We start from the raw sequence: 22,026 nt of genomic DNA, 5'->3' as shown, positions 1-22,026 counted from the left end.
GACCCCGGCTCCCCCGCGCACCTGGCGCCCCTCCACCTCTCACCCACGCCCGCCTCCGCACTCCACGCGCAGGCGCCCGCGACCACTCCCGCCGCCGCGCCCCGCCCCCTCGGGGGGGATCTTGACCGGCCGGGGAAGATCCGGGACCCGCACCCGGTTAGTAGAAGTGTGAACAATATGCGCGAGGTCGAGGTAGTCGTCATAGGCGCGGGTCAGGCCGGACTGGCCGGCGCCTATCACCTGCGGCGCGCCGGTTTCGTACCGGAGCGCGACTTCGTGGTGCTGGACCACTCCCCCGGGCCCGGCGGCGCCTGGCAGTTCCGCTGGCCCTCGCTCACCTACGGCAAGGTCCACGGGATGCACGCCCTGCCGGGCATGGAGCTGACGGACGCCGATCCCGAGCGCCCGTCCTCCGAGGTGATCAGGGAGTACTTCGAGACCTATGAGCGCACCTTCGACCTGCGGGTACGGCGTCCCGTGGACGTGCGGGCGGTGCGTGAGGGCGAGGGCGGCCAGCTGCTCGTGGAGACCTCGGACGGCACATGGTCGACGCGGGCGCTGATCAACGCCACCGGGACCTGGGACCGGCCGTTCTGGCCGCGCTACCCGGGCCAGGAGACGTTCCGGGGCCGTCAGCTGCACACCGCGCAGTACCCCGGCCCCGAGGAGTTCGCGGGGCAGCGGGTGATCGTGGTGGGCGGGGGCGCGTCCGGGACGCAGCATCTGCTGGAGCTCGCCCCCTATGCCGCGGCGACCACATGGGTGACCCGGCGTCCGCCCGTCTTCCGCGAGGGTCCGTTCGACGAGGGCGCCGGGCGCGCCGCCGTCGCCCTCGTGGAGGAGCGGGTCCGGCAGGGCCTGCCGCCGAAGAGCGTCGTGTCGGTGACCGGTCTGCCGCTGAACGACGCGATCCGGCAGGGCATCGCGGACGGCGTCCTGGACCGGCTGCCGATGTTCGACCGGATCACACCGGACGGCGTGGAGTGGGACGACGGGCGCCGCGTCGACGCGGACGTCGTCCTGTGGGCGACCGGGTTCCGCGCCGCCATCGACCACCTCGCCCCGCTGCGGCTGCGCGAACCCGGCGGCGGCATCCGTGTGGACGGCACCCGCGCGGCCGTCGACCCCCGCGTCCACCTCGTGGGCTACGGCCCCTCGGCCAGCACCATCGGCGCCAACCGGGCGGGCCGCGCCGCGGTCCGGGACATCCGACGCCTCCTGAGGGACACACCGGCCGCCATCCGCACCACGCCGGGCACCGCAACCGCGGACCTCGCCGCCCGAACCTCGCCGGGCACCGCAGCCGCGGAGCTCGCCACCGGAACCTCTCCGGTCACCGCAGTCGGCGTCGCTGCGACCGCCGTCGCCTGAGTCCGGCGCGCCCTCGCGCGCACCCTCTCCGGCGCCCTCCCGCTCGTACCGGCACTCGTCTCAGCCGGACGTCGGGGAGGGGCTTGCGGCGCCCGATCCCGTGGACGCCGACGACGGCCGGCCGCCGCGGCGCTGGTTGAACTCGGCGACATTGCGCAGATGTTCCTCGTAGCTCGTCGTGAAGCGGGTATCACCCGGCTTGACCGTGACGAAGTACAGCCAGTCGCCCGGCGGAGGGTTGGTCGCCGCCCGCATCGCGTCCTCGCCCGGGTTGGCGATCGGGGTGGGCGGCAGCCCCATGCGCCGGTACGAGTTGTAGGGACTGTCGATCTTCGTGTCGGCGACGCTCGTGTCCAATGTGGAGCGGTTCAGGCCATAGTTGAGGGTGGAGTCCATCTGCAACGGCATGCCGCGCTCCAGCCGGTTGAACACCACGCGGGCCACCTTGCCCATGTCCGCCTTGGTTGCGGCCTCGGCCTGCACGATGCTGGCGATCGTGACCGCCTGGTAGACGTTCATCGCGTTGCGCTGCGCCCCGGCCGTGACCTGGCCGCCGTTGAACCTCTTGTGCGCGGTCTCGACCATGAACGTCAGCAGCGACTCCGGCGTCGTCGTCTTCGCCAAGGGGTACGTCGCCGGGAAGAGGTAGCCCTCCGGGTTGCCCTGGGCTTCCGCGGGAAGCGACAGCCGGGCCTTGGCCAGGGACTTCTTCGTGGATCCGGCGGGCAGACCGAGCGCCTTGTCGACGGCTTGGTAGACCTGTACGGCTCGCCGGCCCTCCGGGACCACCAGGGACGTGGGCCGCTCGGCCCCGCCTTCACCGCTGCCCACGCTCAGCAGCGGCACCGCCACGGCGGCGGCCGCCACGACCGCTCCGGTCGCGATGAGGGCGGCCCGGCCCCGGCGTGTCAGTCGAATCGTGCTCCGTGGCGGAGTGTTCATCTGCATGCGGGCACGGTATCCCGCATATCACCTTAAACCCGACATATCTTCATCTTGTCGACTCCATCGGCCGTAGCGGTGAAGCCTTTTGGCCCGGAGCGTCGAGGGGATCGGCGCCGGAGACGGATGCCGACTCCGTCTGCGGGGCACGGGCGGGCTCCAGCTGGGCGTCACGGCGTACGAGGGCCGCGTAGCGGCCGTTCCGCTCCAGCAGCTCGTCGTGGGTGCCCCGTTCGACCGCGTGCCCGCCGTCGAGGACCACGATCTGGTCGGCGCCGCGGACGGTGGAGAGCCGGTGCGCGATGGTGATGGTGGTGCGGTTCGCGGAAAGCGCGTCGATGGCCTCCTGCACGGCGTGCTCGGTACGGGTGTCCAGGGCACTGGTCGCCTCGTCGAGGATGAGGACGGGCGGATCGCGCAGGATGGTGCGGGCGATGGCGAGGCGCTGCTTCTCCCCGCCGGAGAACCGGTGGCCGCGCTCGCCCACGACCGTGTCGTACCCGTCGGGCAGGGAGGTGATGTGGTCGTGGATCTGCGCCGCCCGCGCCGCCGCATGGAGTTCCTCGTCCGTGGCGTCCGGCTTGGCGAAGCGCAGGTTGTCCGCGACGGTGGCGTGGAAGAGGTACGTCTCCTGGGAGACGACGCCGACGGCACGGGCCAGCGTGTCGAAGCTCAGGTCACGGACGTCGACCCCGTCGATCAGAACGGCGCCGCCGGTCACGTCGTACAGCCTCGGCACCAGGCACCCGAGCGTCGACTTGCCCGCGCCGGTGGGTCCGACGACGGCGAGGCTGCCGCCCGCCGGGACGGTGAGGTCGATGCCGGTGAGTATCGCGGCGGAGGCGCCCTTGCCGTCGTCGTAGCGGAACTCGACGTCGTCGAAGCGGACCTCGCCCTTCACCTGGTCGAGGCGGACCGGTTCGTCGGGTTCGGTGATGTCGATGGGCAGGTCGAGGTACTCGAAGATGCGCTGGAACAGCGCGAGCGAGGCCTGGATCTGAACGCCGGTGGACAACAGGCTCACGGTCGGCCGGAACAGGTTCTGCTGGAGCGAGACGAAGGCGACCAGCGTGCCGACCGAGACGGACGGGCCGCCGAACTGGAAGGCGAGGCCGGCCGTCCAGTAGATGACGGCGGGCATCGCGGACATGACGATCGTGATGATCGCCATGCGCCAGCGCCCCGCCATGTTCGACCTGACCTCCAGGTCGACGAGCCCCTCGGACTCCTCGGCGAACGACTGGGTGAGCGAGTCGGAACGGCCCATCGTGCGGCCGAGCAGAATGCCGCTGACGGAGAGCGACTCGGTGACGGTCGCGGCCATCGCGGCCATCTGCTTCTGGCGCTGAGTGGTGATCTTCTTGCGCTCGTCGCCGACCCGGCGGCTTATCCACACGAACAGCGGCAGCAGGAGCAGGGTGACCACGGTGAGCCGCCAGTCCAGGGCGACCATGGCGACGATCGTGGCGACCACGCTGGTGAGGTTGGAGACCAGAGAGGTGGCCGTGGAGGTGACGGTCGCCTGCATGCCGCCGATGTCGTTGGCGATACGGGACTGCACCTCACCGGTGCGGGTGCGGGTGAAGAAGGCGAGCGACATGCGCTGCAGACGGCCGTAGACGGCGGTCCGCAGATCATGCATCACACGCTGGCCGACCGTCGTGGAGATCAGCGTCTGCAGCACGCCGAAGATGCTGGTGAGCACCGCGCTGAGGATCATCCCGAGCGCGAGCAGGCTCAGCAGGCCGAGGCGGCCCTCGGGGATCGCGGTGTCGAGGATCTCCTTGAGCAGGAAGGGGGTCGCCACCGAGGCGAGCGACGCCGCCCCGACCAGCAGGCCGACCACGGCGAGCCGGCCGCGGTAGGGGCGGAAGAGCTGCAGGATGCGGCGGACCTGCCGCGGCGCCGGAGCGTCGCCGGCTCCCTCGGCGCCGGCGGGCGCGGTGCGGGCGGGGGTCCAGGCGGGTTGGTCGTCGGGATGCATGGGCTCCTACGGGGTGAGTCAGGGACCGGCACGGCGTCTTGTCAGCTCATGGCTTCGGCAGCACGTGCGGTGTTGGATTCAACCGGTCATGGATTCGGTGCGGTGCGGCGAGGTGGCTCCGGATCTCACGGAGACGGTTTCGGAGCCTAGCTCATTGTTACCTATGCTCACAATGAACATCATCCTGATATTGTTCCCGCATGACCGCCCCCGATGCCGACGGACTGCTCGCCGAGCAGCTGCTGCGGCTGACCCGCCGCGTGCACCGCATCCAGAAGCACCATCTTCTGCAGAGCGGGCTGGACATCACCCCTGCACAGTCCCGGCTGCTACGGACCCTGGCACACTACGACGCGCCCCCACGCATGGCCGATCTCGCCGAGCGCCTGGAAGTGGTGCCGCGCGCCGTGACCACCCTGGTCGACGGACTGGAGGCGAGCGGCCGCGTGCGCCGGGTGCCCGACCCCACCAACCGGCGGGTCATCCGCATCGAGGTCACGGACGAGGGCCGCAAGGTCCTTGAGGAGCTGCACCGCGCCCGCCGGTCCGCCGCGGAGGAGATCCTCTCACCGCTGTCGGACGGCCAGCGTGAGGTACTGGGCGGTCTCCTCGACACGCTGGTGGACGGGGCGCCGGGGGCGGAGCGGGCGTGCTGAGCCCCGGCGTACGGGCGCGGTGACGCGGAGCGGCGCTCGACGCCGACGGTAGGGCGCACTGACACCGGAGCGGCGCTCGACGCCGACGGCCGGGCCGGGCCGGGCCGCCGCACCTGACAGGAGCCCGGCGCCAAGGTGCGGCGCCGGGCCCCTTCCGTCGACGACAGCGATCAACTGGCCCCGGAGGCAGGCTCCTTGAGCTCACCGCCCGGCGCGGGGACTGCCTTGACGGTGCTCACGGGAGCGGCCGAGGAGGAGGTGGGGCCGGCGGTGGCCGGGGCAGTGACGGCGGCGGTCGAGGCGACGGGCGCCGTGGTCGTGTCGTCCTCGTCCGCGGTCTCTTCCTCCATGAACTCGATCTCCCCGTCCAGCATCTTCTTCGCCCGTACGGTGTCCAGCGCACCCTCCCACTTGGAGACGGCGAAGACGGCGACGCAGTTGCCGAGCAGGTTGGTGGCGACGCGCATCGAGTCCATGATCCGGTCGACCCCCAGGAGCAGGGCGACGGCACCGGCGGGGATCGCCCCGAGCGAGGCCGCGGTGGCCGACAGGGCGAGGAAGGCCGAACCGGGGATGCCGGCCATGCCCTTGCTGGTCAGCATGAGGACGAGGACGACGGTGACCTGCTGGCCGAGACTGAGGTCCACCCCCACGGCCTGCGCGATGAACAGCGTGCCGACGGAGAGGTAGATGGACGCGCCGTCGAGATTGAACGAGTACCCGGTGGGCAGCACCAGCCCCACCGCGTCGTCCCGCGCGCCCGCCTGGCGCAGCTTCTGCATCATGCGCGGCATGACGCTCTCACTGGAGGCCGTGCCCAGCGCGAGCAGCATCTCGGCGCGGGTGTAGCGGACGAACTTCCACAGGCTCAACCCGGTCATCAGTTTCAGCGCGACACCGAGCAGTACGAGGAAGACGGCGGCGACGGCGTAGCAGAGGATGATCAGCTTGGCGTAGGTCTTCATCACGCCGAGGCCGTACTCCCCCACGAGGTGGACCATCGCGCCGAACACGGCGAGCGGGGCCAGCCTCATGACGAAGCCGACGATCGCGAAGATGACCTCCTGGGCCTGCTCGATGGCTGGCAGGATCTTCGGCACCTTGGTGTGGCCGAGGTGCAGCAGCGCCGCACCCGTGAGGCAGGCGAGCACGAGCACCTGGAGCAGCGCGTTCTCGGCGAACGCGCCGATCGCGCTCTGCGGCAGCGCGTTCAGGATGAACTCGGCGGTCGTCGGCAGTTCGCCGCCCGCCGTCTTGGCGTCCACCGCCGAGGTGTCGAGCTTCGAGGGGTCGACGTTCATGCCCACGCCGGGGCCGAAGACGTTGGCGGCGATCAGACCGATGAGCAGCGCGGCCGTGGACGCGACCTCGAACCAGATCAGGGCCTTGAACCCGATCCGCCCGAAGGCCTTGAGATTGCCGGCCTTGGCGATGCCGACGACGACCACGCAGAACACCAGCGGCGAGATGACGGTCTTGATGAGCCGGATGAAACCGTCGCCGAGCGGCTGGAAGGTCGTGGCCGTGTCCGGCCACAACCTCCCGACAACGATGCCGAGCACCAGCGCGACACCGACTTGGGCGAACAGTGAGGTACGCAGCATGCGTGCGACGCGTCGCGGCAGGGACGGTACGGACTGCGGCACGGGCACTCCTCCGAGGGGACTTTCTGGTATGCGGAAAAGTACTTCCGCGCTGATCACTATCAGGGAGTCGCCGCTCACGGGGAAGACCGTCGTGTTTCCGCGAGGTAAATCATCGAACAGACGTCACAACACGCGCATTTGGTGTCAGCAGGCCCTTCGGTCCTCCGTCAGCACTCCCTGCACCGAGACCAGCGAACGGTCGTAGCAGCCGCCCGTTCCGTACAGGCGGTAGCGCTCCCTGGTCGTGCCGACGGCATGCCGCTGGTCACGCGGTACGAACGCCGTGTACGTGGCGTCACCCGTGTAGGTGTCGTCGAGCCGGGACCACGCGGTGCGCCGACCGCCGTACGTCTCGGTGACCGTCGCCCGGTCGCCGAGCGTGAGCACTGTCCGCAGCCGGTCGCCCGCGCCGAGCGTCGTCGTCCCGTCCATCGTGTACGACCGCTGGGTGCGGGTGGTTCGGGCCGGGCCGCGTCCGTCGACGGTGACCGTCTCGTCGTCGCTCCACCTCGCGTCGAGGGCGTCGGGGTTCTCGCCGTCCGACCAGGCGTGCACGGAGGTGTTGGCCAGGCTCCGGCGCACGGTGGTCGTCACCCTGCCGTGCGAGGTGTCGACATGTCCGGTGACCGTCAGCCGGTGGCTTCCCTCGGTGTCGAGCCGGTGCTCCGTGCCGGCGGTGTACGTGGACGAGTTGGTGAGGTCGCCCGCCCGCACCTCCGTCAGGGCACCGGCGACGTGTGCGCTCTTCTCGTCCTGCCAGACGAGCACGTTGACGGGGGCGCTCCAGCCGCTCTGCCCCTCCGGTACGCCGACGACGGAGACCTCGACCCGGTGCGGGCGCCCGTCGTTGAGGAGGCCGGCGAAGGGGGTGAGGTCGTAGCGGATGGGCTGGATGTCGAAGGCCCGGGGGCCGGGGACCACGTACCAGAGGAAGGGGTTGGACCAGCCGCCGGTCCAGACCGTCGGGAACGGCGCGGCGATCCCGGCCAGTTGGCCGTCGACCTCGATCTGCACCTCGCGGTACGGCCCGTCGTGCGCCTTGCAGGAGTACGGCGCCGTCTCGGGCACCGTCAGATACCAGTACTCCTCGCAGCCGCCGCCGGAGCCGGTGGCGTACACCTCGGCGACGACGCGTTCGCTGTTGCGCGGGGTGGTGAGGGTGTTGCCGTCCTGGAGGGTGAGGACGCGGTCGGGGACGGTCGCGGCGGCCTTCGCCGTGGGCCTGCCCACGTAGAACGTCAGCGTCACCTTGACGTCGAGGACGCCGGTGTAGGTGTCGTCGACGACGTTGCCGATGAGCATCTCCACGGGCTGCGCCGCCCGCAGGGTGTCGCTGTAGCGGGTGACGTCCTTCTCGACGGACCAGGCGATGCCGTCGGGCGAGGGCTGCGGGGTGGAGGTGCGAAAGACCTCGACGCCGCCGATGTGGAGATGGCCGAGGCGGTCGTACTGGCGGCCCTTGACCCTGCCGTCGAGACGCAGGACGACCTTGCTCCAGCGCTTCCCGCACCCGGCCGGGGGCGCGTAGGTGCCCCTGTAGGGCGTGAAGTCCCTGAACTGCGCCTCGGCGACGGTCACTTCGCAGGACTTCGCGTGCTCGGGCCGGGTGACGGGCGGGGCGGCGGTGAGGGGGTCGTGCCAGTCACTGCCGAACTCGGCCGGGACATCGACCCCGGCGGCGGACTGAGCGGGGGCGGCCGATCGGGCCGGGGCGGCTCCCAGGAGAGTACTCATCAGGACGGTCACCCCGGTGAGCATGGACATGATGATCCGGTTTCTCATGGGCGGAGTTCTACGGGCAGTCGACGCCGCGCACAATGACACCCCCGGCCACATGAGTGGCCAAAGACACCTCCTGGATCCCTGGCCGGAGACCTCCCGGCTCTCAGGCCTTCAGCGCCGCCTTGTCCCCCATCACGACCACCGGGTGCGCGGCCGGATCGAGGGTGCGCAGCAGGTACTCCATCCCCGACTTGGACAGGCTGACGCAGGCCGACGTTCCGCTTCCGTGGTCCATGTGCAGCCAGATGCTGCCGCCCTTCGACTGGCCCTCCGGACGTGTGGGGTCGATCGGCGAGGTGCCCTTGACGCGGTTGTAGTCGATGGCGATGACGTAGTCGAAGTCGTTCCAGTGCGACTTCGCCCAGTAGTGCGGCGCCTGGAACGACGGTGACTGGCTGTACGGCAGCTTCGCCCCCGGATCGGCGAGGACGCCGCCCGCGTCGCTGAGCGTGAACACCCCGACGGGGCTGCGCTTGTCACCCTCGTGATGGTCGGCCGTCCAGCCCTTCTTGCCGTTGTGGCCCAGCCAGGTCCTGGCTTCCTTCCAGACGGAACCGCTCTTCGTGTACAGGACGATCCTGGAGTCGGCGTCGTTCACACCCTCGCCGTAGACGGCCACGACCTGACGGGAGTCGGCGGGAATCTGCTTCTGAAGGCGATCGCCCACGTCGGGGATACGGGTCGGATCGGCCTTGCGCGCCTCGGAATGCCCCGCCCTGTCACCCGAGTCCGTGTCGCCCTCGCCGGCCCTGCCGGTCCCGGCCGAACCTCCGCACGCCGCCAGCGACACCACCAGCGCCCCGCAGACCACCATCGCCGCCCCGGCTCGCCTCACGCCCTCGACCCCGTTCGCACCGCCGACCGCCCCGCACCTCGTACCGCCTATTCGCATGCGCTCCATCGTCGCATCGCGCGCCGGCTCTCCGCGTCCACCGCCCCCGCGCGCCCGGCGTCACCAGGGCGGTCCAGGCCGAAACTTTGCCCAGCGACGGAAAACCGTTTGCCTCCGACCATGCGGTGACGCGAACCTTTCACGGCCGGTCGCCGGGCCCCGTCGCCCCTTTTGCGCCCTTATCCCCCCTCCTCTGACACGACCCACAGGGACGTCATGCAGATTCAAGACCTTCCGTTCCAAGACCCCGGCGTGCCGGACGCACGCTCGGGCCCCCGATTCCTGTGGTGGCTGGGCCGCAATCAGCTCGGCGGACAGTTCAAGTCGCTGGCGTGGGGACTGCTGCACTTCACCTCCGTGGCCGGACTGCCCTTCTGTGTCGGCGTCGCCATCGAGGCCGTGGTCGCCCGCTCCGGCACCCGACTGGCCCTGTCGGGCGCGCTACTGGCGCTGTGCGGCGTCACCATCGCGCTCGGCGACAACTTCCTGCACCGCACCGCGGTCACCAACTGGATCACCGCCGCGGCCCGCGTCCAGCAGCTCCTGGCCCGCAAGACGGCGCAGCTCGGCTCCGCTCTGACCCGCCGGGTTGCGGCCGGCGAGGTCGTCGCCGTCTCCACCGGCGACGTCGAGAAGATCGGCTGGTTCGTGGAGGCCGTCTCCCGCTTCACCGCGGCGGCGCTCACCGTGGTGCTGGTCTGTGTCGCCCTGGTGGTCTACCAGCCCGCGCTCGGCATCGTCGTCGCCATCGGTGTGCCCGTGCTCGCACTCGCCGTGCTGCCGCTGCTGCCCCGCGCGACACGGCGCGCCGACGAACAGCGCGAGAAGGCCGGACGCGCCACCGAACTGGCCTCGGACACCGTCGCGGGCCTGCGCGTGCTGCGCGGCATCGGCGGCGAGGACCTGTTCCTCGACCGCTACCGCCGCGCGTCCCAGGAGGTCCGTCACGCCGCCGTCCGCAGCGCGCGTATGTGGGCCCTGATCTCCGCCATCCAGGTCCTGCTGCCGGGACTGCTGATGATCGCGGTCGTCTGGTACGGCGTGGGTCTCGCCCGCGACGGCCGGATCACCGTCGGCGAACTCGTCACCGTGTACAGCGCGGTGATGCTGCTGGGATACCCCCTCAGGCACTTCGAGGAGATCGCGATGGCGTACTCCTTCTCCCGGCCCTCCGCCAAACGGGCCGCTCGGGTGCTGTCCCTGGAACGGGCCACCGCCACCGAGGGGTCACGCGAGGCCGCCGTGCCGTCCGGGGACCTGTACGACCCGGCGACCGGACTGCTCGCCCCCGCCGGATGTCTCACCGCCGTGGTGTGCGGCGACCCTGACGCCGCAGGGCGGCTCGCGGAACGGCTCGGCGGGCACGCCCCGGAGGAGGGCACGTCGGCACTCCTCGCCGGTGTCCCCCTCGACGAACTGCCGCTCGACTCCGCCCGCACGGCCGTCCTCGTCCAGGACAAGGACCCGGTGTTGCTCTCCGGCACCCTCCGCGAACTGCTCGACGTACCCGCCTCCGGCGGCGTCACCGCCGAGGAGGCGCTGGCCGCCGCCCAGTGCGGTGATGTGCTGGAGGCACTGGCGCAGGGCTCGTTGGACGCCGAGGACCCCCTGGACGCACGCATCACCGAGCGCGGCCGGTCCCTGTCCGGTGGCCAGCGCCAACGGCTGGCCCTGGCCCGCTCCCTGATCACGGACCCCGAGGTCCTGGTCCTGGACGAGCCGACCTCCGCCGTCGACTCCCACACCGAGGCGAGGATCGCGGACGGCATCCGCTCCCTCCGCGCGGGCCGCACGACAGTCGTCCTCACCTCCTCCCCGCTCCTCCTCGATCTCGCCGAACGCGTGGTCCTGGTGCACGAGGGCGAGGTCGCCGCGGTGGGCGTGCACCGCGAACTCGTACGCAAGGAGCCGCGATACAGGACCGTCGTCACCCGCGAGACGGACGAGGAGACCGCCGCGGACGCCCTGGGCAACGGCGGTGCCGCGCCGCGCGAGGACACCGTGCCGAAGGACCGCAGGACCGCGCTCAGCGATGTGCTGGACGAACTGGAAGAAATCGAGGAGACCGCATGATCGGCGTGGCGCCACCGGCGTACGACCCGGCCGCCCCGACGACGGCGAACACCCTGCCCGTCGGTGCCCCCGCGACCGTCCGCGCCTACGTGGCCGAGCTGTTCCGCCGCCACCGCCGGGCCTTCGCCCTGCTCATCGCCGTCAACACGATCGCCGTCGTGGCCTCGATGGCGGGCCCCTACCTGCTGGGCGAACTCGTCGAACGGGTCTCCGACGGGGCACGCGAACTCCATCTGGAGCTGACCGCCGGGGTGTTCGTCGTCGCCCTCGTCGTCCAGGCGGTGTTCGTACGGGAGGTGCGGCTGCGCGGGGCCATGCTGGGTGAGCGGATGCTGGCCGATCTGCGCGAGGACTTCCTCGTCCGGTCGGTCGGCCTGCCGCCGGGGGTCCTGGAACGGGCCGGAACGGGTGACCTGCTGTCCCGGATCACCACCGACATCGACCGCCTGGGCAACGCGATGCGCGAGGCCGTGCCGCAGTTGGCGATCGGCGTGGTCTGGGTGGCTCTCCTCCTCGGCGGGCTCGCCGTGACGGCTCCGCCGCTGGCGCTCGCCGTCCTGCTGGCCCTGCCCCTGCTGGTGGCGGGCTGCCGCTGGTACTTCAAACGGGCGCCCTCCGCCTACCGCTCCGAGTCCGCCGGGTACGCGGCCGTCGCCGCCGCCCTCGCGGAGACCGTCGACGCCGGACGCACCGTCGAGGCCCACCGTCTCGGCGCGCGCCGCATCGAGCTGTCCAACCAGCGCATCCGCGAGTGGACCGCCTGGGAGCGGTACACCCTGTGGCTGCGCTCGGTGCTCTTCCCGGTCATCAACTTCACCCACACCATGGTCCTCGGCGCGGTGCTGATCGTCGGCGGTGTGTTCGTGCTCCAGGGCTGGATCGGGCTGGGACAGCTGACGACGGGCGCCCTGATCGCGCAGATGCTCGTCGAGCCGGTGAACCTCATCCTGCGCTGGTACGACGAGCTGCAGGTCGCCGAGGTGTCGCTGGCCCGACTGGTCGGCGTCCGGGACATCGAACCGGGCGCGGGCGACCCGAACGTGGCCCCCGACGGACGCCATGTCCACGCCGAGCAGGTGCGCTTCGGGTACCGCGAGGGCGTCGACGTGCTGCGCAAGGTGTCCCTGGAGGTCGCGCCCGGCACCCGGCTGGCCCTCGTCGGCCCGTCCGGGGCGGGCAAGTCCACCCTGGGCAGGCTCCTCGCCGGCATCTACGCGCCGCGCGACGGCCGGATCACCCTCGGGGGTGCCGAGCTGTCCCGGATGCCCGCCGAGGACGTCCGCTCCCATGTGGCCCTCGTCAACCAGGAGCACCACGTCTTCGTCGGCTCCCTGCGCGACAATCTGCGGCTCGCCCGCACCCACGCCGAGGACGCCGAGCTGTGGGCGGCGCTCGGCGCGGTCGACGCCGATTCCTGGGCACGGGCGCTCGACGAGGGCCTGGACACCGAGGTCGGCTCGGGCGGGTTCACGCTCACTCCGGCGCAGGCCCAGCAGATCGCGCTGGCCCGGCTGGTCCTCGCCGACCCGCACACCCTGGTCCTGGACGAGGCGACCTCGCTCCTCGACCCGCGTGCGGCCCGGCATCTGGAACGCTCCCTCGCCCGTGTCCTCGACGGCCGTACCGTCGTCGCCATCGCCCACCGCCTGCACACCGCGCACGACGCCGACGTCATCGCGGTCGTGGAGGACGGCCGCATCAGCGAGCTGGGCAGCCACGACCAGCTCGTCGCGGCGGAGGGCGCATACGCCGCGCTGTGGCGGTCCTGGCACGGCTGAGCCGGTTCCCGACCGGCTCCGGTGGCATCCGTCTCCGATCCGGTCCTCGCCGAGAGGGCCTCCCGTCGGCCGGCCGCGCAGTGTCGGCTGTCGCGCACGCCCTGTCGTGGGTGGTCGGCGGATGTTCCGCCGAATCACCATCGGCCCGTGGACCATGGCCGCCTGCTCCACGCCGTCCCCGGACCGGACCGTCGGGGGCGGTACGGTCGGCACCGGGGGCGGTACGGCCGGCACCGAGTGTGATGCGGCCGGCGTCGAGACGGCCGGTGTGGGCGACGGCGAGGCGGGTGGTGCGGGCGACGGCTCCGGTGACTCCGCGCGGCCGCTCGGCGTGGAGTCGGCCGCCGAGGGCGAGACCGCCGCCGACACCCGCCGGCACGGCCATGACGCGGGCCGCGCGGCCGAGGCCGAGAGCCCGCTCGCTTCCGGGGCCCGTCCCCTGACGTTGCGTGGTGCCGACGGCGAGTGGAACTCTGGTGGTGGGCACTGATTCGGGGGACGCCCGTGAACCGCCCGGTTCGCGGGAGTCGGACCGTCGCCCAGGGGTTCGCGCGCCCACCGTCGCCGCACGGTGGCGCCGGGCCCGTCCCACCACTGGAGGTACCCGTGGACAGAGCCGGCGGATGGGGAGACGACGTCTACCAGCCGGATGGATCGGAGATCCAGGACGACGCCGGGCTGCTGGACGCCGAGGACACCCTGGTCGCCGACGGTGTGGACGACCCGCTCGACCGGGGCTGGTCGCCACCGGAGCGACCATGGGCGGTGGAGCACACCGGTGTGACCGCCGCGGAGCGACTGCGCGGCGAGACCTTGGAGCAGCGGCTCGCGGAGGAGCTGCCGGACGTCACCTCGGTCGACGGGGACGGCATCGGCGACGCCCAGGACACCGACGGTGAGCTGCTGGACAACGAGGTGGGAGGGCTCCGCTCGGGCCGTCTCGTCGCCCCCGACGAGGGTGCGCACGAGGACGAGGAGAGCGGGCTGATCGCCACCGACGTGGGCATCGACGGCGCGGCCGCCTCCGCCGAGGAGGCCGCGATGCACATCGTGGACGAGGACTCGGTGTCGGGCTGACCCCGCCCGGCCGCCCGCCCGCGCTGTCAGATGACGTTCAGGGCTGCGGCCGCCCCCACGCCCCCGAGCACCATGAACACCGGCATGAGCACCCTGAGCTCCACCCAGCTGCCGGCCCGGAACCGCATCGCCTTGGGCGGACCGATCGGGTACCAGCGCTTGCGGCCCACCGGTATCGGCCACAGGATCGGGCAGCCGGAGACGGTCAGCGAATCGCCGATGTCGTGCACCAGCGCGCCCAGCAGGATCGGCAGACCGAGCCACAGGTACTCCTGGCCCGGCTCGGTGAACAGCCAGTCCGCCCCGTTGCCCGGCTTGTCCAGGACACCAGCGATGATCCAGGCACTGGTCGCCGCCAGCAGCCACACCAGCACGTCGCTGCTCGACCCGCGGGCCGCCCGCCACAGCAGCCCTTCGATCGCCAGCACCATGTGCACGAAGAGGATCGCCAGCACCGCCCAACGGCCACCCACGATCGCCATGGCGGAGGCCCCCGCGCCGAGCAGCACCGCCCACAGCCAGGTGTGGGTGAGCGTGCGGTGCCCGCCTGAGCGGCGTGGGTCGCCCTGCTTCTTCGTCGCCTTGTAGACGGCGTACGAGAGCTTGTCCACGATCTCGCACACCCAGCGTGAGAGCGGGCCGAAGGAACGGGAGATCGTCGCCGCCTTGTGGTCCAGGTCCGGGGCGAGCGCGGCGCCCGCGCAGATCAGCGCACCGGCCAGGAGGACCGGCCAGGGCATGGTGTGCCCGGTGGCGGCTGCCGCCGCCCCTACGCCGAGCCAGGCCGCGGCCCCGGACAGTGAGTGTGCTGGTCCCATCATGGCCGTGCCCCGCCCCATTCCTTCTGTGCCGCTGTCCGGTTGCCCCGGGCCGCTGTCCAGTTGTCCACCTGCGTCGACGCTCCGTCGGCGCCACAGCGTAGCGTTCGCGATCTTCGGCCTGGTATCCGATTCCCGTCTTGAGGGCGCGGGCAGGCAAGATGGGGGCGTGACCCTCATCGATCAGCTGCCGCGGACCGCCGACCCCGACGCCCTCTACGAAGCCTTCGAGTCGTGGGCCGTGGAACGCGGTCTCACCCTCTACCCCCATCAGGAGGAGGCGCTCATCGAGGTGGTCTCCGGCGCGAACGTGATCGTGTCGACGCCCACCGGCTCCGGCAAGAGCATGATCGCGGCGGGCGCGCACTTCGCCGCCCTCGCCCGTGACGAGGTCACCTTCTACACCGCCCCGATCAAGGCGCTGGTCTCGGAGAAGTTCTTCGAGCTGTGCAAGATCTTCGGTACCGAGAACGTCGGCATGCTCACCGGCGACGCGTCCGTGAACGCCGACGCCCCGGTCATCTGCTGCACCGCCGAGGTCCTGGCGTCCATCGCGCTGCGCGACGGCAAGGACGCCGATGTCGGCCAGGTCGTCATGGACGAGTTCCACTTCTACGCGGAGGCCGACCGCGGCTGGGCCTGGCAGATCCCCATCCTGGAACTGCCGCAGGCCCAGTTCATCCTGATGTCGGCGACCCTCGGCGACGTCTCGATGTTCGAGAAGGACCTCACCCGGCGCACCGGCCGCCCCACCTCCGTGGTCCGCTCGGCCACCCGCCCCGTGCCGCTGTCGTACGAATACGTCCTGACGCCGCTGACGGAGACGCTCACGGAGCTGCTCGCCACCAAGCAGGCGCCCGTCTACATCGTGCACTTCACGCAGGCGCAGGCCGTGGAGCGGGCGCAGGCGCTGATGAGCATCAACATGTGCACGCGGGAGGAGAAGGACCAGATCGCCGAGCTGATCGGCAACTTCCGCTTCACCACCAAGTTCGGCCGCAACCTCTCCCGTTACGTCCGGCACGGTATCGGTGTGCACCACGCCGGGATGCTGCCCAAGTACCGGCGACTGGTGGAGAAGCTGGCCCAGGCCGGTCTCCTGAAGGTCATCTGCGGCACTGACACACTCGGCGTCGGTGTCAACGTTCCCATCCGTACGGTGCTGTTCACCGCACTGACCAAGTACGACGGCAGCCGGGTGCGGACACTGCGCGCCCGTGAGTTCCATCAGATCGCGGGGCGCGCCGGACGGGCGGGTTTCGACACCGCCGGTTTCGTGGTGGCGCAGGCGCCCGAGCACGTCATCGAGAACGAGAAGGCGCTCGCGAAGGCGGGCGACGATCCGAAGAAGCGCCGCAAGGTGGTCCGCAAGAAGGCGCCCGAAGGGTTCGTCGGCTGGACGGAGAACACCTTCGAGAAACTCATCGCCTCCGATCCGGAGCCGCTCACGTCCCGTTTCCGCGTGACACACACGATGCTGCTGTCCGTGATCGCCCGGCCCGGCAACGCCTTCGAGGCGATGCGACGGCTGCTGGAGGACAACCACGAACCGCGCAAGCAGCAGCTGCGCCACATCCGGCGGGCGATCGCCATCTACCGTTCGCTGCTCGACGGCGGCATCGTCGAGAAGCTGGACGAGCCGGACGCCGAGGGCCGCATCGTCCGTCTGACGGTCGATCTGCAGCAGGACTTCGCGCTCAACCAGCCGCTGTCCACGTTCGCGCTGGCCGCGTTCGAACTGCTCGACCCGGAGTCGCCGTCGTACGCCCTCGACATGGTCTCCGTCGTGGAGTCGACACTGGACGACCCGCGGCAGATCCTCGCGGCCCAGCAGAACAAGGCGCGCGGCGAGGCCGTGGCGGCGATGAAGGCGGACGGCGTCGAGTACGAGGAGCGCATGGAGCGGCTCCAGGACGTCACCTACCCCAAGCCGCTGGAGGAGTTGCTCTTCCACGCGTACAACACGTACCGCAAGAGCCACCCGTGGGTCGGCGACCACCCGCTGTCCCCGAAGTCGGTGATCCGGGACATGTACGAACGGGCGCTCTCCTTCACCGAGTTGGTGTCCTACTACGAGCTGGCCCGCACCGAGGGCATCGTGCTCCGCTACCTCGCCGGCGCCTACAAGACCCTCGATCACACCGTGCCCGACGACCTGAAGTCGGATGACCTGGAGGATCTGATCGCCTGGCTCGGCGAGATGGTCCGCCAGGTCGACTCCAGCCTCCTCGACGAGTGGGAGCAGCTGGCCAACCCCGAGGAGATGACCGCCGAGGAGGCCCAGGAGAAGGCCGACCAGGTCAAGCCCGTCACCTCCAACGCGCGTGCCTTCCGCGTCCTCGTCCGCAACGCCATGTTCCGGCGTGTCGAGCTGGCCGCCCTCGACCAGGTCGACGAACTGGGCGAGTTGGACGCCGAGTCCGGCTGGGACGCCGAGCGGTGGGGTGAGGCGATGGACAAGTACTGGGACGAGTACGAGGAGCTCGGCACCGGCCCCGATGCCCGCGGCCCTCGTCTGCTGATGATCGAGGAGGAGCCGCAGAACGGGTTGTGGCGCGTCCGTCAGACCTTCGCCGACCCGAACGGCGATCATGACTGGGGCATCAGTGCGGAGGTCGACCTTGCGGCCTCCGACGCCGAGGGCCGCGCCGTCGTCCGGGTCACCGACGTCGGTCAACTGTGAGCACTGGAGAGGCCGGCAGATGACGACCAACCCCGCCGAGCGGCTCGTCGACCTCCTCGACCTGGAGCAGATCGAGGTCAACATCTTCCGTGGGCGCAGCCCGCAGGAGTCCTTGCAGCGGGTCTTCGGTGGCCAGGTGGCCGGCCAGGCGTTGGTCGCCGCCGGACGCACCACCGAGGGCGACCGGCCCGTGCATTCGCTGCACGCGTACTTCCTCCGCCCGGGGCGTCCGGGGGTGCCGATCGTGTACCAGGTCGAGCGGGTCCGCGACGGGCGGTCGTTCACGACGCGTCGGGTCACCGCCGTGCAGCAGGGCCGCACGATCTTCAATCTGACCGCCTCCTTTCACAAGCCTGAAGAGGGGAGCTTCGAGCACCAGCTGCCGCCTGCCCGCGAGGTCCCTGACCCCGAGTCCCTGCCGACGCTGACGCAGGAGATCACCGATCATCTGGGCGCGCTGCCCGAGCAGTTGCAGCGCATGGCGCGGCGTCAGCCCTTCGACATCCGTTATGTCGACCGGCTGCGCTGGACCCCCGAGGAGGTCGAGCACGCGGAACCGCGCAGCGCGGTGTGGATGCGGGCCGTGGGGCCTCTGGGGGACGATCCGCTCGTCCACACGTGCGCGCTGACGTACGCCAGCGACATGACCCTGCTGGATGCCGTGCGCCTTCCGGTCGAGCCGTTGTGGGGACCGCGTGGTTTCGACATGGCGTCGCTGGACCACGCCATGTGGTTCCACCGGCCGTTCCGTGCCGACGAGTGGTTCCTCTACGACCAGGAGTCGCCGATCGCGGTGGGCGGACGTGGTCTGGCCCGTGGCCGCATCTACGACCTGGAGGGGCGTCTGCTGGTGTCGGTCGTCCAGGAGGGGCTGTTCCGCAAGCTCGGTTCCTGACACGCCCGTCGGTCGGCGCCCGCGGCCGGTCGTACCCCGGCCGGTCGTACCGCGCCCGGCCGACGGATCAGGGGTGTCTGCGCGTCAGCCAGCCGAGCAGGCCGTGGCGCTTCTCGGCTGCCGGGCCCGGTGTCTCGGTGCGGTTCGCGGGACGCCTGACGTTCCTCGCCGGGCGCGGGGCCGGTTCCTTCCGGCGGGGCCTCGGCGCGAGGCGGTGAGCGCGGGCCTCGACGAGAGCCTGCCGGAGGTCCGCTCGAAGCCACTCGATCTCGTCGGGATCGTCCGCCGTCATGATCGTGCCGGTGAGCCGGGCTGCGGGTGAGTCGGGCGGGCCCTGGTCGGTCCGTGTGGGCCGGTGACGGTTGAGATGGGCGCGCTCGTAGGGATCCTGGACGATCTCCGCGAGGTGAACGGGGTCGAGGAGGGAGGCCGGCGCGGCGGCCCGGGCCCAGGGGTCTTCGGCCTGCCGGAGCAGGAACCCCAGATGGCGTCCTCGCCAGTTCCTGGGCCGCAGATCGAGGCCGTGGTCGAGTTGGGTCCTCAGCTCCTGGGGGAGACGCCCCGTCAGCCACGGGGCGTTGTTCTCGTCGGCGGCGAACCGCCGCAGTTCTTCCGCCAGATAGAGCCAGACCACGGCGCGGTAGCGGTTCAGATAGAACTTGACCGGTGTGACGAGCCCCAGCCGTGCGAGGCGCACGAAACGCGTCGGCGCCACTTCCAGGATCGCCGCGGCGTCCTTCGAGCCGACGGCTTCGACCCGTTCACGCAGCGTCCGGGGGAAGCCCTCCTCGGCGCGGAGCCGGTCGATCTCGCTGCGGGTGACTCGGCGTCCTCCACCTCCCTCGTCGGGGACGGTTCGCACACATCCGAGGTGGACGGCGAGGTCGAGTTCGCTTCGTTTCAGGCTCAGTTCACGTGCGGCGCGGCTCTGGGCGAATGGCCGGTCGGCCGCCCCGGCCGGTACTGCGGCGACGGTCGTCGCGGTGGGTGTGGCAGGTCGGGTGATGGTGTTGCCGGACATGGTGGTTCTCCCCCGTGCGGTGGTGCCGCGACGCCGGTGCGCGTCGCCTCGGGAAAACCGTAGCCCGTTCAGGGAAAGTCGGTGCGAGCCTGTGGATAACTTGCATCCGACTACTGAAACCGCAGGTCAGAGCTCCCTGGCGGTGGAGGGTTCGGGTTGTCGGGCGTCCACGCCGAGGTGTTCGCCGACACGGTTCACCATCAGGGTCATCTCGTAGGCGATCTGACCGATGTCCGCTTCCGCGGCACTGAGCACGCACAGGCAACTGCCCGCGCCGGCCGCGGTGACGAAGAGCATGGCGTCGTCGAACTCGATCATCGTCTGCCGTACGTCACCGGCGCCGAAGTGGCGTCCCGAGCCCTTGGCGAGGCTGTGCAGCCCCGATGAGACCGCGGCGAGGTGCTCGGCGTCCTCACGCCTCAGCCCGGTACTGGCTGCCGTGACCAATCCGTCGCTGGACAGCACCAGTGCGTGCCGTACGGGTTCCAGGCGCTCGGTCAAGTCGTCCAGCAACCAACCGAGTCCCGCGTTCTGCGGCATTTTTCCTACTCCCCGTTTCGTCGTTCCCCCTGGCGAGGAGGATCCGACGGTTCAGCCTTCCCCACTGCTGCCGCAGGAGCAAGCAGGATGGGGACATGGCAAAGAAGATGACCGACAAGGAATGGCGGGCCTTCGTCTCGCACGGAACTCGCACCGGAAAACTGGCGACCTCCCGTGCCGACGGACGTCCTCACGTCACGCCCATCTGGTTCTTGCTGCACGGTGACGAGTTGCTCTTCAACACCGGCAAGGAAAGTGTCAAGGGACGGAATCTGGCCAGGGACGGCCGTGTGGCGCTCTGCGTGGACTCCGATCTGCCGCCGTACGACTTCGTGGTGCTGGAAGGCCGGGCGGAACTCTCCGAGGACCTCGACGAGGTGCGGCACTGGGCCGCACGGATAGGCGCCCGCTACATGGGCGAGGACCGGGCCGAGGAGTTCGGCGCTCGCAACGGTGTGCCGGGCGAACTCCTCGTGCGGGTGCGCGTGGACAAGGTCCTCGCGTACTCCGCCGTCTCCGACTGAGCACCGACCCGGTCGTCACCTGTCGGCACCGGGCCGATCGGGGCGCGTCAGCTCACCGAGTCGAGAAGCCGGGCGGTGTGCATCCGTCCGGCGTACTCGACGAGGCTTATCAGTACCTCCTTGCCGGAGGCGCGGTCCCGCGCATCGCAGAGGACCACCGGAGTGCCCTGGTCGAGGTCGAGTGCGCGCGACACGTCGTCGGTGCCGTAGGCGCCTGACCCGGAGAAGCAGTTGACGGCGACCACGAACGGGATGTGCCGGTGCTCGAAGAAGTCCACCGCCGGGAAGCAGTCCTGGAGTCGTCTCGTGTCCGCGAGGACAACCGCCCCCAACGCCCCCTGGGCCAACTCGTCCCACAGGAACCAGAACCTGTCCTGTCCAGGGGTGCCGAACAGATAGAGCGACAGGCCGGACCGGATGGTGATACGACCGAAGTCCATGGCCACCGTGGTGGTCACCTTCTGGTCCACTCCACCGGTGTCGTCGACCGACTGACCGGCCTCGCTGAGGAGTTCCTCGGTGCGCAACGGCTTGATCTCACTGACCGCTCCCACCAGGGTGGTCTTGCCCACGCCGAAACCACCGGCGACGAGGATCTTCAATGCCAGGGCGCCCGTGTCGCCGTCTGTCGTGTCGGAGTGCTCGGAGGCCATCGATCACTTCTCTCGGGAGTGCGGGGCAAGGTCGACATCGGTACTGCTGTGCGGAGCCAGCATCATGACAACTGCCGCTCCAAGGCGGGGTGTTGGACCGGTTCTTCCTGGCATCGACCGACTCCTGCGCATTCGATGCCCGGTTGGATGCACAAGTTCGTACGAGATCGACCCGCACCGTTGCCCACCCCTACGGTTCGTACTGTTGTCCACGACTACAGCGCCCTCAGCCCGGCGATCACCTCACGCAGGATGCGCTCGTCCGGCAGCTGCGCGGGCGGCACCGGCCGACTGACCGTGACGTGGCCCAGTTCGAGGAGGTCGCCGAGGAGTACACGCACCACCCCGACCGGCAGGTCGGCTCCGGCGGCGAGTTCGGCGACCGACTGCGTCTCGGTCCGGCACAGTTCGATCAGCGTGCGGTGTTCGGGACCGAGTGAGGCGTCCCCGTCGGCATCGGGTGCGCCGATGTGGAGGGACACCAGGGCGATCAGGTCGAAGCGGACTCCACTGGGGCCGGGGGCGGTGCGTCCGCCGGTCATCGCGTAGGGGCGGACGAGGGGCCCGGCCTCGTGGTCGTACCACTGGCTGCCCGGCGGCTCGTGCGGAGCGCTCGTGCTGTCCTCGGTCATGAGCACGGCTCGTTCCCGCTCATCCGGAGACGGGTGGGCGCGCGCCGGCGCGCGGAGCG

Annotated in this window: 19 protein-coding genes; 9 read left to right on the top strand and 10 right to left on the bottom strand. The window is 70.6% G+C overall.

Annotation, left to right across the window (positions count from 1 at the left end; genetic code table 11):
* The first annotated feature begins 168 nt into the window (after positions 1–168).
* Positions 169–1,371, top strand: coding sequence for an NAD(P)-binding domain-containing protein (locus tag AOK15_RS29650; protein WP_240508653.1), 1,203 nt, complete (start codon positions 169–171; stop codon positions 1,369–1,371).
* A gap of 60 nt (positions 1,372–1,431) precedes the next feature.
* Here the strand turns inward: AOK15_RS29650 and mltG are convergent, their stop codons facing one another.
* Both mltG and AOK15_RS29640 read right to left on the bottom strand, forming a co-directional pair.
* Positions 1,432–2,319: an endolytic transglycosylase MltG gene (mltG, locus tag AOK15_RS29645; RefSeq protein WP_055521417.1), complete on the bottom strand. Its 888-nt coding sequence runs from the start codon at positions 2,317–2,319 to the stop codon at positions 1,432–1,434.
* 43 nt (positions 2,320–2,362) lie between these two features.
* A complete protein-coding gene (locus tag AOK15_RS29640) occupies positions 2,363–4,297 on the bottom strand; it encodes an ABC transporter ATP-binding protein (RefSeq protein WP_055521416.1) in 1,935 nt (644 codons plus the stop codon).
* Between the two features lie 200 nt (positions 4,298–4,497).
* Between AOK15_RS29640 and AOK15_RS29635 the strand changes: the two genes are divergently transcribed.
* Positions 4,498–4,953, top strand: coding sequence for a MarR family winged helix-turn-helix transcriptional regulator (locus AOK15_RS29635; RefSeq protein WP_055521415.1), 456 nt, complete (start codon positions 4,498–4,500; stop codon positions 4,951–4,953).
* 170 nt (positions 4,954–5,123) lie between these two features.
* Here AOK15_RS29635 and AOK15_RS29630 read toward each other — a convergent pair whose 3' ends face one another.
* The 3 genes from AOK15_RS29630 to AOK15_RS29620 form a co-directional block, all read right to left on the bottom strand.
* Entirely contained in the window at positions 5,124–6,599 is a 1,476-nt protein-coding gene (locus AOK15_RS29630; protein ID WP_079058778.1) for a cation:dicarboxylate symporter family transporter, read from the bottom strand.
* Between the two features lie 144 nt (positions 6,600–6,743).
* Positions 6,744–8,381, bottom strand: a complete 1,638-nt coding sequence (locus tag AOK15_RS29625; RefSeq protein ID WP_055521414.1) for a peptide-N4-asparagine amidase — start codon at positions 8,379–8,381, stop codon at positions 6,744–6,746.
* Between the two features lie 103 nt (positions 8,382–8,484).
* Complete coding sequence (locus tag AOK15_RS29620) at positions 8,485–9,195, bottom strand: L,D-transpeptidase family protein (protein WP_055521413.1); 711 nt, start codon at positions 9,193–9,195, stop codon at positions 8,485–8,487.
* A gap of 294 nt (positions 9,196–9,489) precedes the next feature.
* Here AOK15_RS29620 and AOK15_RS29615 point away from each other — a divergent pair, with 294 nt between their 5' ends.
* The 4 genes from AOK15_RS29615 (at position 9,490) to AOK15_RS29600 (ending at position 14,201) form a co-directional block, all read left to right on the top strand.
* Positions 9,490–11,346 (top strand): ABC transporter transmembrane domain-containing protein, encoded by a 1,857-nt coding sequence (locus AOK15_RS29615; protein WP_055521412.1) that lies wholly within the window; start codon positions 9,490–9,492, stop codon positions 11,344–11,346.
* Complete coding sequence (locus AOK15_RS29610; protein WP_055521411.1) at positions 11,343–13,124, top strand: ABC transporter ATP-binding protein; 1,782 nt, start codon at positions 11,343–11,345, stop codon at positions 13,122–13,124. Before AOK15_RS29615 ends, AOK15_RS29610 begins: the two co-directional genes overlap by 4 nt.
* Before the next feature lie 121 nt (positions 13,125–13,245).
* Positions 13,246–13,614 carry a hypothetical protein gene (locus AOK15_RS29605; RefSeq protein ID WP_055521410.1) on the top strand — a complete coding sequence of 123 codons (369 nt, stop codon included), beginning with the start codon at positions 13,246–13,248 and terminating at the stop codon, positions 13,612–13,614.
* A 116-nt stretch (positions 13,615–13,730) separates the two neighbouring features.
* Positions 13,731–14,201 (top strand): DUF5709 domain-containing protein, encoded by a 471-nt coding sequence (locus AOK15_RS29600; RefSeq protein WP_055521409.1) that lies wholly within the window; start codon positions 13,731–13,733, stop codon positions 14,199–14,201.
* A gap of 26 nt (positions 14,202–14,227) precedes the next feature.
* Here the strand turns inward: AOK15_RS29600 and AOK15_RS29595 are convergent, their stop codons facing one another.
* Positions 14,228–15,022, bottom strand: a complete 795-nt coding sequence (locus tag AOK15_RS29595; RefSeq protein ID WP_055521408.1) for a metal-dependent hydrolase — start codon at positions 15,020–15,022, stop codon at positions 14,228–14,230.
* A 166-nt stretch (positions 15,023–15,188) separates the two neighbouring features.
* Between AOK15_RS29595 and AOK15_RS29590 the strand changes: the two genes are divergently transcribed.
* Together AOK15_RS29590 and AOK15_RS29585 are read left to right on the top strand one after the other, a co-directional pair.
* Positions 15,189–17,702: a DEAD/DEAH box helicase gene (locus tag AOK15_RS29590; RefSeq protein WP_055521407.1), complete on the top strand. Its 2,514-nt coding sequence runs from the start codon at positions 15,189–15,191 to the stop codon at positions 17,700–17,702.
* A gap of 19 nt (positions 17,703–17,721) precedes the next feature.
* Entirely contained in the window at positions 17,722–18,597 is an 876-nt protein-coding gene (locus AOK15_RS29585; protein ID WP_055521406.1) for an acyl-CoA thioesterase, read from the top strand.
* 67 nt (positions 18,598–18,664) lie between these two features.
* On the opposite strand, the gene AOK15_RS29580 is transcribed toward AOK15_RS29585, so the two are convergent.
* Positions 18,665–19,618, bottom strand: a complete 954-nt coding sequence (locus tag AOK15_RS29580) for a DUF6397 family protein (protein ID WP_055521405.1) — start codon at positions 19,616–19,618, stop codon at positions 18,665–18,667.
* 126 nt (positions 19,619–19,744) lie between these two features.
* Complete coding sequence (locus AOK15_RS29575; protein ID WP_055521404.1) at positions 19,745–20,158, bottom strand: roadblock/LC7 domain-containing protein; 414 nt, start codon at positions 20,156–20,158, stop codon at positions 19,745–19,747.
* Positions 20,159–20,253: 95 nt separating this feature from the next.
* Here AOK15_RS29575 and AOK15_RS29570 point away from each other — a divergent pair, with 95 nt between their 5' ends.
* Entirely contained in the window at positions 20,254–20,682 is a 429-nt protein-coding gene (locus AOK15_RS29570) for a PPOX class F420-dependent oxidoreductase (RefSeq protein WP_055521403.1), read from the top strand.
* Between the two features lie 47 nt (positions 20,683–20,729).
* Here AOK15_RS29570 and AOK15_RS29565 read toward each other — a convergent pair whose 3' ends face one another.
* Positions 20,730–21,335 (bottom strand): GTP-binding protein, encoded by a 606-nt coding sequence (locus AOK15_RS29565; RefSeq protein ID WP_055521402.1) that lies wholly within the window; start codon positions 21,333–21,335, stop codon positions 20,730–20,732.
* A gap of 215 nt (positions 21,336–21,550) precedes the next feature.
* A complete protein-coding gene (locus AOK15_RS29560) occupies positions 21,551–21,967 on the bottom strand; it encodes a DUF742 domain-containing protein (protein WP_055521401.1) in 417 nt (138 codons plus the stop codon).
* Positions 21,968–22,026: the final 59 nt, after the last annotated feature.

The organism is Streptomyces ossamyceticus (assembly GCF_001418475.1).
In the GTDB taxonomy this organism is placed as follows: Bacteria; Actinomycetota; Actinomycetes; order Streptomycetales; family Streptomycetaceae; genus Streptomyces; species Streptomyces ossamyceticus.
The sequence above is the reverse complement of the archived record's forward strand: the minus strand, read 5'-3'. Positions and strand labels throughout refer to the sequence as shown.